Source organism: Paenibacillus sp. FSL H8-0259 (genome assembly GCF_037963255.1).
Taxonomy (GTDB): domain Bacteria; phylum Bacillota; class Bacilli; order Paenibacillales; family Paenibacillaceae; genus Paenibacillus_AQ; species Paenibacillus_AQ phytohabitans.
This window is the reverse complement of the sequence record NZ_CP150147.1, coordinates 7,427,061-7,439,919: the sequence shown is the minus strand read 5'-3', so window position 1 is coordinate 7,439,919 and position 12,859 is coordinate 7,427,061. Positions and strand designations below refer to the sequence as shown.

Below are 12,859 nucleotides of genomic sequence, written 5' to 3'. Positions count from 1 at the left end.
TGGGGATGGAATTAATAGTAATCAATAAAGAAGGCGCGATCTGGGATGTTTCCGGGATTGCCACTGATATCTCATGGAAAACCACGCGTACCGGAAAGCCTGCCACACTCGAGCTTACGCTTGCGGACAGCGGGATTTACCAGCATGCGAAGTTCGGCATCAGTAACGGGGATATAGTGCAGTTCAGGAAAGACGGGATTGATGTGTTCTACGGGTTCGTCTTCAGCATCGATACGGGAGCGAATCAGGAAATTAAGCTGACGGCGTATGACCAGATCCGTTATCTGCTGGGCAACGGCAGCTACGTGCTGCAGGATATTACTGCAAGTGAGCTGATCCGCAAAGTCGCTACAGACTATGGCCTTCGGCTCGGAGTGCTGGACCCGGCGAAGTACACGATTCCCTCCCTGATCGAGGATAATAAAAAATTGCTTGATATTATTATGGGCGCCATCGGCAGCGAGCTGCAGTATATGGGCCAGCTGATGGCTTTTTATGATGATTTCGGAAAGCTGACCCTGCGTGCGCCTCAGGCAATGCTGCTGAATGTGATCCTTGGTGCTGGTCATTATCTGTATGATTATTCGCTTAAAAGAAGCATTGACGATGATACGTACAATACGATCCTGCTCTATCAAGACAATGAGGAAACCGGCAAACGTGAGTTTTTCCCGGCAACGGATAAGGAAAATGTGGAACGCTGGGGAATTCTTCATCTGTACCAGAAGGCGGATGACAAGGCGAATGCTGCGCAAATCCAGGAGAAGGCAGGCAATCTGCTCAAGCTGCATAACCGCGAGAAGCTTAGCCTCTCTGTACAAGCGATTGGTGATATTCGGGTCCGGGCCGGGAATTTCATCTATGTGCTGCTTGATGATTTTGAGACGCAGCTGTTTCTGGTCGACCAATGCAGCCATAAGATTTCAGGCGGGGAGCATACGATGTCCCTAGACATTAAGGTGGTGTAGAAGACATGCTCGATATTATTAAACAAGCAAGCCTCGGGGCCGTATCGAATACGAATCCGGTGGCTTTTTCTTATGGAACGGTAGTCGGGGCACAGCCGTTGCAGATCCAGGTGGAGCAGCGGTTCATTCTGACTGGACCGGCGCTGGTTGTGCCAGAGTCCGTGATGGAGAGCAAGGCAGTGCTTGAGGGCAGAGAGATCTTGCTCCGCCGGGGTCTGGCAGCGGGTGACCGCGTGCTGCTCGTCCGGATGCAGGGCGGGCAGAGCTATATCGTTCTGGATCGGCTGGTGGACCTATGATCCCGGCAATCGGCAGATCGGGTCCGGTTACGGCAGCTCTTGAGGGGAGTGCAACAGCTTCAGGCTTTAGCCCCAGCCTAACGTACCGGATGGATTTTGAGCACAAGCGGATAGCCGGACGTATGGATGGACTTGAGGCAGTGAAACAGGCAGCGGTTAAAGTTCTGCAGACCGCCCGCTTCGAGCATTTGATCTATAGTCCAAACTACGGTGCGGAATGGAGTCTCGTACTTGGACAGGACAGGCTGCTGGCCCGGCCGGAGCTGCGCAGAATCGTAAGTGAGGCGCTGCTTCAGGATGAGCGGATTCAGCAGCTTGAGGATGTGGAAATTCTTTTTAACGGTGATACGGTAAGCTTCAGCTGCACAGCTGTCACGGTTTACGGCAATTTTGAACTGAGAAAGGAGGAGATTGCCGGTGTATGAAGATCAGACCTATGAGGCCCTGCTTGAACGTATGCTGGACCGGGTTCCGGAAGGGATGGACAAGCGCGAGGGAAGCATTATTTATGATGCGCTCGCTCCGGCGGCGGCCGAAATGGCCCAGATGTATATTGAGCTTGAGGTCAGCAATAATCTGTATTTCCCTGATACAGCGGGTGGTGAGTATCTGGAACGCAGCATTGCCTGGACGGGAATCACCCGTCACCCCGCAGGAAAAACGCAGCTAAGCGGAAAGTTCTATACCAGCGGAGGGGAACTGCTGGATGTTCCTCTGGGCAGCCGGTTTTCGCTGGGCTTGCTCCACTATAGCGCGGCGGAGAAGCTGTCACCCGGAACGTACCGTCTCGAAAGTGAGACCGCCGGTGCAGAGGGGAATCAGTACTCGGGTGCGCTGCTGCCCATCGATTATATCCCGGGGCTGGCCCGTGGGGAGATTACGGCACTGCTCGTTCCCGGTACGGATGCGGAGTCAGATGAGGCGCTGCGCCAGCGGTACTTCGATTCGGCAAGACGGCCTTCGACGAGCGGCAATAAATATCATTATATGGAATGGGCACAGGACATCCAGGGCGTAGGGGGAGCGCGGGTCTTTCCGCTATGGGCCGGGCCGAAGACGGTCAAAGTGGTCATTGTAAATGCGGAGCATAAGCCTGCTTCCGCGCTGCTGGTCTCTCAAGTGCAGCAGTATATCGATCCTGCTCCGGGTCTTGGCGAAGGACAAGCTCCGGTGGGAGCCGTAGTGACGGTGGAATCCGCCACAGGCAAAACCATTAACGTCACTGCCAGGGTTACGCTGGCAGCGGGTTATGCGCTGCAGCCGGTCATTAATGCTTTTACAGCGATTCTGGAGAAATACCGCAAAGAGAAAGCTTTTGCCGCCACCTATATCAGTCAATCCGTAGTTGGATCGCTGCTGCTGGATACCGAGGGTGTTATGGATTATAGCGGTCTGAAGCTGAACGGCGGGACGGGAAATGTGACTCTAAACGAAACTGAAGTGCCGCTATTCGGCAATGTCATCCTGGAGGTGTAGCTATGGGATATCCGGAGCAGATTGACGTCTTTCAGGACAAGCTGAACAAAAAAGCAAACGGCAGTAGCTATGTCGTCGAGGAGAAGCTTCTTCTGACAGGCGGTGTGTACAGCGGGCTTCTTGCCCACGATAACATTAATAATCAGACCCTATCTGTCTATACAGGTTCGCGCTATAGCGGGACAGAGGTGCGGAATTACTCGGTGTCTTTTCCTGACGAGGCGCCTTGGCGGCGGATGATTAAGATCTATGCCGATGTGCCGGAAGTGTATGTGACTTACGAAACGCCGGGAGATACGGTGGAAGCGGATGATGTGAATCAGCTGCAGTCGGGGCTGACCGCTACACAAAGCGAGCTTGAACGTTACAAAAAAGCCGGGCTGATTGACGGCGGATCTTTCAAAAGAGAGGTGTAAAATGGCACAAACTATTCAAGTGAAACGCGGTACGCGGGCAGAGCTGTCCACTTACGGGACGCTGAAGGCCGGCGAAATGGGCTTTTGTACAGACACGAAGGAGATTTATATCGGAGACGGTACCTCCAATTCCATGGTCGGACGGGCGTTGTCCGGTCCTGAAGCTTCGCGTCCTGCGGCAGCGTCTGTGGGCCGGCTGTATTATGTGAGCAGCGGAAGTAACAGCGGTTATTTGTACTTCGATGACGGGGCGGCCTGGCGCCGGGTGAATGCGCAGAAATTAACAGATCTGACCGGCACCGTGGATGATATCGCAGATGGCACTACCTATGCCAAAGTACTCAAGGCGGACATCACCGGAGGTCATCCGAATAAGGTGTCGGACGGCACCAATACGAAGACCGCAGCAGAGATCAAAACCCATATCGACGATGCCACTAAGCACCGGTTGATCAATGATACGGGTACGGCAATTACGGATCTGTGGTCTGCGCAAAAAATCAAAAATGAGATTGAGCTGGCCAAGCATAATATTGAGCCTCAGGCCTCGGTCAAGGATCAGAATCTGACCGCTCCGCCGGCCAGTCCGGTTGAAGGTGAACGGTATATCATCCCGGCTGGAGCTACCGGTGTATGGGCAGGGAAAACTAATCAGGTCGCCGAGTATCAGTCTGCGGTCTGGGTGTATTATGTTCCTGCGGTCGGCTGGACGGCTTATGTGGATGATGAGCAGAAAATTTACAGCTGGAACGGGACCGCCTGGGTGCGTACGGGTGGAGCCCTGCAGACCATTACAGCAGGGAGCGGACTCATCGGCGGCGGACAAGCTGATGCGGTGACGCTGAATATCGGAGCGGGCAACGGGATTACGGTAAGTGCGGATGCAATTGCTGTCACAGCAGGCAAAGGAATTACTGTAGATGCGGCAGGTGTTGCAGCCAACGTGGACGGAAGCAGCATTGTGTATGATGCGGGCAACGGCAACCGGCTGACAGTGGGCAGTATAGATGGCGGAACATTCTAGGGGGCGGTGACCATGGCACTGAAGACATTGATTCAAATCCGCCGCGGACTGGAAAGTGCGCTGGGTACGCTTGCCGCAGGCGAACTGGGCTACTGCACCGATACAGGCAAGCTCTACATTGGGAACGGCAGCAGCAATTTGCTGCTGGTAGCCGCCCAAAGCACCGGCGACATGCTGAAGAGCATCTATGATACCAATAACAATGGCAAGGTCGATTACGCGCAGGTTGCGGATAGTGTGCCTTGGTCCGGTGTGGACGGCAAGCCATCCGTATTCCCGCCGGCGGCGCATACGCATGAGTATATGCCCAAAGGTCCGCTAACCTGGAATCAGCTTAAGGGGGTGTAGCCGTGGCCTACGGAGACAGTATATATGGCCTTTTGGAGTATTCGACAGATGGTGTGACGGGGGAGGGGCCGGAGGTTAATATCCCGGATCTGATGAAGTACCTGCCGGAGTATTACCAGGGCGTGCCCGAGATGGAGCAGCTGCAGGCGAGCGCCGGTGCGCAGTGCGGTGAGCTTGCCTATGCGATGGCTGACAGCGATGCGCAGAAGGCTCTGGAGTCTGCAACGTGGAGTCTGTCCCGCTGGGAGCGGATGCTGGCGCTGACTTCGGATACGGGCAAGTCTTACGCAACCCGCCGGGAGATGATCAAGGCCAAGCTGCGGGGTAGCGGAACGACCACGCCGGAGATGATCCGGCGGACGGCATCCGCTTTTTCCGGCGGGGATGTTGAGGTGGTGGAGGTGCCTGGAGCGTACAGCTTCGAGGTGCGTTTCGTCGGCACGCTGGGTATCCCCGCCAATATGGCGGGTCTGATCCAGATCATGGAGGAGATTAAACCGGCACATCTGGATTATAGCTTCGTGTACAGCTACACCTGGTGGGACTCTGTTATGAAGCTTACCTGGAATAGTGCACATGCCAGAACCTGGAACGAATTAAGAGTATACGAATAGGAGTGTGAGCGATGAAAACAACGGGGAATTTGGGGCTGAAAAAGCCGGATGGTACAGACATTGTAGATATAACGGATTTGAACGGCAATATGGATATTCTGGACACAGCCGTCAAGGCTGTACAGGATCATGCCGCAGATGCGGTCAAGCATATCACGGCTGCTGAGCGCACAGCATGGAATGCCAAGGCATCCACCGCTGCTGCTACTGCGTCCGCTGCCGGGCTGATGGCTGCAGCGGATAAGGCGAAGCTGGATGGTGTGGCTGCCGGGGCAAATAATTATGTGCATCCCAATCATACAGGGGATGTAACCAGCACGGGGGATGGTGTTACCGCGATTGCTCCGGGGGTGATTGTGAATACGGACGTTAATGCCGCTGCAGCGATTGATGCGACTAAGATCGGGACGGGTGTTGTGTCTAATGCGGAGTTCGGGTATTTGGATGGGGTGACCTCGGGGATTCAGGGGCAGCTGAATGGGAAGTCCCTTACTGTGGACTACGTGCGGCAGCCTGCTTATTCAGTAACGGCAGGTACAGGCGGAGCCTATACCGTAACTCTAACTCCTGCACCAGCAAGTTTGCCAGAAGGATTCGGTATTACAATTGTGCCGAATCTAGTGAATACAGCAGGCGCGACACTCAATGTGAACGGTCTTGGAGCTATTCCATTAAAAGATCAAAAAGGTATCGCGTACGCCGCCGGGAAACTGCTTGCAGGCAAACCCTATATGTTCCGCAAGGTAGGAACGGATTTTTTGGCAGATAGCGCGGGTGGCTCCGGTAACGCAGTGGCCGGGGATATTCGCGCGGGAAAAACGGCGGCAACAGATGCGGGGGATGTAACCGGTACGCTGACGGTGCAAACAGGAGGGACGGTTACGCCGGGTCCCAGTGCACAGGTCAAGGCAGCGGGGATTTATGATACAGCGATTACGGTGGTGGGTGTTTCGGTTCCAGCTGCATCTGTTCTAGCCGGAACAACTATTGCGGGTACAGCAGGGACGATGCCAAATAGATCTGCGGAAAATAGCAACATACCACCCACTGCCACCGCCTACTGGCGACCGGGTGAGGCTGGTAACACATCCGCTGTAGTACACCTTAGACCATCTGCCGGTTACTATAACGGGTCTACCTGGGTTAGTACAGACACACCTGGTTTGATAGCAAGTAACGTGCGTTCTGATATTAATATTCTCGGTATGCAAGGCAGTATGCCGGTTATCACTGTCGGAGCCGATCCAGCTCTGTCCGTAGGCAAGTGGGGAGACGGGGCACTTGCTGTATACCCTCGAGAAGGTTACCGGAAAGGTGGAGCCGGAGCCGGGGAGATCAAGGTTAGTGTTGATCAGCTTAAAAGTGTGAACGGATATTTACAGCCGTGGTACATTGCACAGGGAGCTGAGATCTTTGGCGTATATGGGACAGTTCAGCCTAAAAAATATGCAACAGGTTCGACATGGGTTTCAGCCAGCAGCCTAGCAGTGGGCGGGCTTGGATTCCGTCCACAATCTTTTTGCTTGTTTATACCTGGGTTTAGCGCATATTTCATATTTTATCTGAACTCATCTCGTTCTTACCCGTTCACAGGTAATTCAACCGCTAATGGCGGTGGATATGCAGCAGACTATTATGTTAACGATGATGGGTTCTCAGCCACAAGCAGTTTCAGCCAATTCGGTTCAGGAACCTACACATGGGAAGCCTGGGGATAAGAAAGGAGAATGACAATGCAAATAGGACGCAGATTATATTATGAGTTGACATCAGGAAACATTATACAAGACACCGGGGAGAGATCCGGCGATGTTATAGAGACCACGCAAGAACAGGACTTTGGAACATATAAGGCGCTGGCAGAGAGAACGCCGGAAACAGTGGGGGTGCTAGAACTAGAATATGGCGAGTATAGCGAAGACTTTGCGCGCTGTAACGGTTACCGGATTGAACCTACTACACTAAAAATTAAGTTCAGCTATCCCGATCCTAACATGGGGTCAGGAGGGCCAACGGAGCCTATCTATCAAAAGCCACTGACGGAGATGCTTGCAACGCTGGAGCAGCGTACCGAGGCGAACGAGGCCGCAATCCTGGCGCTGCTAGATTTCGGCCTGTGATGGATCTGCATAGAGGAGGAGATGATATTAATGTATCCGTTTTTGCTTAATATGTGGGTTATGGGTAAGGTCACAGAGACCAAACTGCAGACGTATAGCCCAAAATATATCACAGCTGAAGAACTGGTTGAAATTCTAGCCACATCACAAAAAGAGTAGCAGGCGCCCTATAAGGCATTTTTATTTTGCCCCCGGCCCGTACGGGGGCATTTCTTTTACCAACTCAGAAGGGAGTGAAGCAATGGACAGCAACGATGTTGCGAATTTGGAGAAGCTGCTGCCTTTGGCAGATAAGTATGGGCTGGCCTACATCATCGCTTTGATTCTGCTGATGATTTTTCTTGTGCTTTTGCGGTCGATTGTGAAGGGGAATCTGGTGCCGCGTGAACTGCTGGAGCGTGCCGAGGAAGATAGGGACAGGCTGCAGAACATCCTCGACAAAGAGCGGTCCGACTTCATGGCGCCGACACTTGAAGTGCTGCAGCGATTGAAGATCGACCATTCAGCGGGCAACAAGAATTCGGATGGTATTAATGAAGAAGACAGGGGGGGATAACGTGCTGAGTGAGTGGATCAAGCGACTATCTCCCCTGCACCGGGATAGAGAACGGAAGCTGACGCAAGCGGGAATGAGAGTATCGCTCTCTATCCGAAGGTACAAGAATGTCTCCAAAGAAATTCAAGAGGAAATCAGGAACAACGGGTTCGCCGAGTTCCTAATCTATGATCGGGGGGCAGAGGATGGGCATCATTGATATTGTGTTGTTAATAGCGTATTCCATATCCTTTATCTGTGCGCTGCTGCTGATAGCTGCGCTTTTTTTGTATTTCCGCAAAAGGCTCCGGGCGCGCGTAGTCAGTTTGTTTATGCTGGCAGCATTCTTTTTTCTGGGGGCGTATACCGTTAAGATGGCGGTTGCCTTCTGGATCAGATTCAGCAGCACTTCCGGTTCGGACGCCGTGCTAAGCTTGCTGCAATCGGAAGCCTGGGCCATTGCCCAGACGTGCACTACTGTAGGATTGGTCATCCTGACGCTGTTAATGTACACCAAACGCCAGGATCTGTTCGTGGTGTTGTCCGGGATCAGGAAAGGGAGGAATCCGCATGCTGACTCTGACTCAGGTTCTGAATAAATCCGCTGCCCGTCTATCCGGGCTTCATCCCGCTGTACTCACCGCAGCCACAACGCTGATTGAACGCTGCTATGCTTGCGGTGTTCCCATCCTGATTACCCAGGGGCTGCGGACGACTGCCGAGCAGGATGCGCTTTACGCCCAGGGACGAACCAAGCCGGGAGCGATTGTCACTAATGCACGCGGCGGATATAGCTATCACAATTATGGACTGGCGGTGGATTTTGCGCTGCTGCTTCCGAATGGTTCAAGTGTTTCTTGGGATATGAACAGGGACGGGGACAATGACTGCACGGCTGATTGGCTGGAGGTGGTGCAGCAGGCCAAGGCGATCGGGTTCGAATGGGGCGGGGATTGGACCAGTTTCAAGGATTATCCGCATTTTCAGCTGAGCTTTGGAATGACGCTGGCAGCACTTCGGACAGGAGCGAGGCCTGCTGCGGTGGCAGTAGCGGCGGTGTATGAACGCATCAAGCTCAAGGAGGAACAAACTGTGAAGAGTGAAATTACAGCGACGGTAAAAGTGAACGGTGTGAAGATTGCAGAAGGAATAATGGAGAATGGCATTACTTATGCTCCCGTTCGCGTTATTGCCGAAGCGCTTGGGGCACAGGTAGGCTACAATCCGGCCACAAAAACAGTAGATATTACAAGTAGCCACCAGAAGGGAGCGAACTCATGATTAACAGTGAACTGTTTGACAATGTGTTAACTTTTGCTTCAATACTGGCCGTAGTTATTCTGGCGTTGGTGCAGCTGATCAAAAATAATACCCGTTTGCCCCGTAACATTATCCCGTTTGTAGGACTAGGAATTGGACTGCTGGTTGGAGCGGCAGCGTATCCTTTTACGGATCTCGGTATGACCCTTCGCCTCTGGGCAGGGGGGCTTGCCGGACTGTCTGCTACAGGATTATTTGAATTGGCATTCAATAACCGCTCAGGGAATACCATGAAATGAAACGTGACTTAAAATTGACGGCCGGCTCTGCGGAGCCGGTTTTTTTGCTGTTTTACGTCATATAATATTACATAGTCACTACATAAAACAGACAATATAAATAGGAAGAGATACATAATTAATTCTGACTGTATAAATAACTGGATTGGTGTATAATCTTAATTGCTGTATCGCTTTACCGCGCAATAAAGTTGAAGATTTCCGGGCGGTTTTATTGTATGATATGAGGAAAGCTTTCAAATAGACAATGTTAAGAGCATTGATCCGGAAGAGGATGGGGGGAGCAGCATGACCGAACTTACGACTACCGTTAGCAAAAGCAACTCCAATAATCTGCTGCGGCGGGACGTACGGTTCCTGGGGAATATTCTGGGCGAAGTCTTGGTACACCAAGGCGGCAACGAACTGCTGGATATCGTGGAGAAGATCCGTGAAACCAGTAAATCGCTGCGCTCATTGTTTTTGCCTGAACTGCACAATGAATTTAAAGAGCTAATTAGTTCACTGGATACGGAGAACCGGCATCAGGTGATACGGGCTTTCGCCATTTATTTTCAATTGGTGAACATAGCCGAGCAGAATCACCGCATTCGCCGTAAGCGCGATTATGAACGTTCTGCCGGGGAGACCGTACAGCCAGGGTCGATCGAAAGCGCGATTCAGGAGCTCCGCGAGCGGGATTTCTCCCACGAGGATGTTCATGAGATCATGAACGGCCTGTCTCTGGAACTAGTTATGACGGCTCACCCTACGGAAGCCATGCGCCGTGCGATTCTCGATATCCACAAACGGATCTCCGATGATGTCATGGGACTGGATAATCCGACTCTGACTTTCCGCGAACGCGAACAGCTCCGTGAGAAGCTGCTGAATGAAGTAATTACCCTGTGGCAGACGGATGAGTTACGTGACCGCAAGCCTACCGTGCTCGATGAAGTGCGCAATGGCATGTATTATTTCCATGAGACGATTTTTGAAGTGTTGCCGGATGTGTATCAAGAGCTTGAGCGATGTCTAAGCAAATATTATCCGGGCCAGAACTGGCATGTGCCGACCTATCTGCGTTTCGGTTCATGGATTGGCGGCGACCGTGACGGTAACCCTTCGGTGACTGCGGCCGTAACCTTGCAGACGCTGCGTCTGCAGCGCAAGCTGGCTATTCGTGAATATCAGCGGATTATGCGCGAATTGATGCAGTACCTGAGCTTTAGTACAAGCATCGTCAATGTGACGCCGGAGCTGCTGGAGTCCATTGAGAAGGACCGTAACATTATTAATCTTAACCGGGTTGATGCCTGGCGCAATGATAATGAACCTTACCGGATTAAACTCAGCTATATGATCTCCAAGACGCAGAATGTTCTGGATGATGAGAAAAAAGGTACGCCTGAGCGCTATTCCTCACCAGAGCAATTTATAGATGATTTGAACGTGATTGACCGCAGCCTGCGGCATCACTATGCCGACTATGTAGCAGACACCTACATTAAGAAGCTAATCCGCCAAGTGGAGCTGTTCGGCTTCCATACGTCGACCCTGGATGTCCGCCAGCACAGCCAAGAACATGAGAATGCGATGACGGAGATCCTGGCCAAAATGAATGTTACACCGGATTACTCCAAGCTGGAGGAGAAACAAAAGATTGAGCTGCTCGAAAAGCTGCTGAATGATCCGCGTCCGCTGACATCCCCTTACCAGTCTTATAGTGAAGGTACGGAGGAATGCCTTGCGGTATACCGGACGATCTTCCAGGCACAGGAGGAATACGGCAAGCAGTGTATCACAAGCTATCTGATCAGTATGGCAGAAGCAGCCAGTGATATTCTTGAGGTCATGGTATTCTCCAAAGAAGTGGGCCTGTTCCGCAAAGACAACGACGGTACGGTTGTTTGTACTTTGCAGGCTGTGCCGCTGTTTGAAACCATTGACGACCTCCATGATGCACCGCAGATTATGCATACGCTGCTCAGCATGCCGATCTACCGCGATGCCGTTACTGCGATGAATGACCTGCAGGAAATCATGCTTGGTTATTCGGACAGTAATAAAGACGGTGGTGTGGTTACTGCGAACTGGGAGCTGCGCGTTGCCCTGAAGCAGATTACAGCGACTGCCGATGAATTCGGCATTAAGCTGAAGTTCTTCCACGGACGCGGCGGAGCCCTCGGACGCGGCGGTATGCCGCTGAACCGGAGTATTCTGGCCCAGCCGGCTTCCACCATTGGCGGCGGTATCAAGATTACCGAGCAGGGGGAGGTTATCTCTTCCCGGTATTCGATGAAAGGCATTGCTTACCGCAGTCTGGAGCAGGCGACATCTGCTCTGGTTACGGCGGCGATTCATGCCAGATCGCCACAGGCGGATCTGTATGAAGCGAAGTGGGATGAGATTATTGCCCGCATCTCTGAAGTCTCCCTGAACAAATATCAGGATCTGATCTTCCGTGATCCGGATTTCCTGACGTACTTCAAAGAATCAACCCCGCTGCCGGAGGTTGGGGAACTGAATATCGGTTCACGTCCTTCGAAGCGTAAGAACAGTGAACGCTTCGAGGATCTGCGTGCCATCCCTTGGGTATTCGCCTGGACGCAGAGCCGTTATCTGCTGCCTGCGTGGTATGCTGCCGGAACTGGACTGCAGAGCTTCTATGAGGATAAAGAAGAGAACCTGAAGATCATGCAGCATATGTATGCCAACTTCTCTTTCTTCACGACCTTGATCGATACCCTGCAGATGGCTATTGCCAAGGCGGATCTCGTAATCGCCAAGGAATATGCCGGCATGGGCAAAAACGAAGAGGCGCGGGTGCGTATCTTCGGCCAGATCGAAGCCGAGTTCAAGCTGACCTCCGAGCTCATCCTGAAGATTACCGGCCAGCAGGATATTCTGGATAATGTTCCGGTTATTCAGGAGTCGATCCGCCTGCGTAACCCGTATGTTGATCCGCTCAGCTACCTGCAGGTCCAGCTCCTTGCCGAGCTTCGCGCCCTGCGCGATGTGGAGGGCGATGACGCTGAGCTGCTGCGTGAGGTGCTGCTTACGATCAACGGTATTGCCGCCGGCCTTCGGAATACCGGCTGATGCCTTTGCTCGAGCGCTTGCTCTTACGATTTTGATCTAGCCGATCTTGATCTTCAAAGTCGGCGAAGCCGCTTTAAAAGGTTTGTTTGTGTCTGAAGCCGGCTAAGCCGCTTCAGGAAACCCCGTCCGCCTCTTACCCAGAGGATGGGCGGGGTTTTTATCTTTCTGAGTGAGACCGGGAGTCTTAGACCCGGCCGAACCCATGCCCCACCCCATTGTTGCCTGAGATATACTTTGGGCAACAAAAAAGAGGCCCACCGTGGCTGATGGAGACGGCGGAGCGGAAATTTGGAACTGGAGGAGCGGCAGCGTTCGCCTTTATTGGCAGATTTCGACCGCAAATTGCGGTTCCAATCAGGAAATCTGCCAATAACAGCGACCGGAAGTCCAAATGTTTCGCGCAGTCCGCGACTAATCAG

At 52.5% G+C, this 12,859-nt stretch carries 16 protein-coding genes; all 16 read left to right on the top strand.

Translation table 11 applies throughout. The features are described 5' to 3' along the window. Positions 1–5: 5 nt before the first annotated feature. A complete protein-coding gene (locus NSU01_RS31840; protein WP_076247142.1) occupies positions 6–968 on the top strand; it encodes a hypothetical protein in 963 nt (320 codons plus the stop codon). 5 nt (positions 969–973) lie between these two features. Further along, positions 974–1,267 (top strand): DUF2577 domain-containing protein, encoded by a 294-nt coding sequence (locus tag NSU01_RS31835; protein WP_076247140.1) that lies wholly within the window; start codon positions 974–976, stop codon positions 1,265–1,267. Beyond that, positions 1,264–1,692, top strand: coding sequence for a DUF2634 domain-containing protein (locus NSU01_RS31830; protein ID WP_076247137.1), 429 nt, complete (start codon positions 1,264–1,266; stop codon positions 1,690–1,692). The genes NSU01_RS31835 and NSU01_RS31830 overlap by 4 nt, the downstream gene beginning before the upstream one ends. Beyond that, complete coding sequence (locus NSU01_RS31825; protein WP_076247135.1) at positions 1,685–2,743, top strand: baseplate J/gp47 family protein; 1,059 nt, start codon at positions 1,685–1,687, stop codon at positions 2,741–2,743. Before NSU01_RS31830 ends, NSU01_RS31825 begins: the two co-directional genes overlap by 8 nt. A gap of 2 nt (positions 2,744–2,745) precedes the next feature. After that, positions 2,746–3,159 carry a phosphoglucomutase gene (locus NSU01_RS31820; RefSeq protein WP_076247133.1) on the top strand — a complete coding sequence of 138 codons (414 nt, stop codon included), beginning with the start codon at positions 2,746–2,748 and terminating at the stop codon, positions 3,157–3,159. A 1-nt stretch (position 3,160) separates the two neighbouring features. Continuing rightward, positions 3,161–4,183, top strand: coding sequence for a DUF2793 domain-containing protein (locus tag NSU01_RS31815; protein ID WP_076247131.1), 1,023 nt, complete (start codon positions 3,161–3,163; stop codon positions 4,181–4,183). A gap of 12 nt (positions 4,184–4,195) precedes the next feature. After that, on the top strand, positions 4,196–4,531 hold the full coding sequence (locus NSU01_RS31810) for a hypothetical protein (RefSeq protein ID WP_076247129.1): 336 nt from the start codon (positions 4,196–4,198) through the stop codon (positions 4,529–4,531). A 2-nt stretch (positions 4,532–4,533) separates the two neighbouring features. Continuing rightward, positions 4,534–5,145 (top strand): putative phage tail protein, encoded by a 612-nt coding sequence (locus NSU01_RS31805; protein ID WP_076247127.1) that lies wholly within the window; start codon positions 4,534–4,536, stop codon positions 5,143–5,145. 11 nt (positions 5,146–5,156) lie between these two features. Next, positions 5,157–6,863 carry a hypothetical protein gene (locus NSU01_RS31800; protein WP_076247125.1) on the top strand — a complete coding sequence of 569 codons (1,707 nt, stop codon included), beginning with the start codon at positions 5,157–5,159 and terminating at the stop codon, positions 6,861–6,863. Between the two features lie 15 nt (positions 6,864–6,878). Next, positions 6,879–7,265 carry a hypothetical protein gene (locus tag NSU01_RS31795; RefSeq protein ID WP_042140106.1) on the top strand — a complete coding sequence of 129 codons (387 nt, stop codon included), beginning with the start codon at positions 6,879–6,881 and terminating at the stop codon, positions 7,263–7,265. A 241-nt stretch (positions 7,266–7,506) separates the two neighbouring features. Then, entirely contained in the window at positions 7,507–7,821 is a 315-nt protein-coding gene (locus NSU01_RS31790; RefSeq protein WP_039294205.1) for a hypothetical protein, read from the top strand. Beyond that, entirely contained in the window at positions 7,799–8,020 is a 222-nt protein-coding gene (locus NSU01_RS31785) for a hypothetical protein (RefSeq protein WP_231575236.1), read from the top strand. The genes NSU01_RS31790 and NSU01_RS31785 overlap by 23 nt, the downstream gene beginning before the upstream one ends. Beyond that, positions 8,007–8,399, top strand: a complete 393-nt coding sequence (locus NSU01_RS31780) for a hypothetical protein (protein WP_076247123.1) — start codon at positions 8,007–8,009, stop codon at positions 8,397–8,399. The genes NSU01_RS31785 and NSU01_RS31780 overlap by 14 nt, the downstream gene beginning before the upstream one ends. Further along, positions 8,371–9,081 (top strand): M15 family metallopeptidase, encoded by a 711-nt coding sequence (locus NSU01_RS31775; protein WP_076247121.1) that lies wholly within the window; start codon positions 8,371–8,373, stop codon positions 9,079–9,081. Before NSU01_RS31780 ends, NSU01_RS31775 begins: the two co-directional genes overlap by 29 nt. After that, entirely contained in the window at positions 9,078–9,359 is a 282-nt protein-coding gene (locus tag NSU01_RS31770; protein ID WP_076247118.1) for a holin, read from the top strand. The genes NSU01_RS31775 and NSU01_RS31770 overlap by 4 nt, the downstream gene beginning before the upstream one ends. A gap of 288 nt (positions 9,360–9,647) precedes the next feature. Next, a complete protein-coding gene (gene ppc / locus NSU01_RS31765; protein WP_039294221.1) occupies positions 9,648–12,440 on the top strand; it encodes a phosphoenolpyruvate carboxylase in 2,793 nt (930 codons plus the stop codon). Positions 12,441–12,859: the final 419 nt, after the last annotated feature.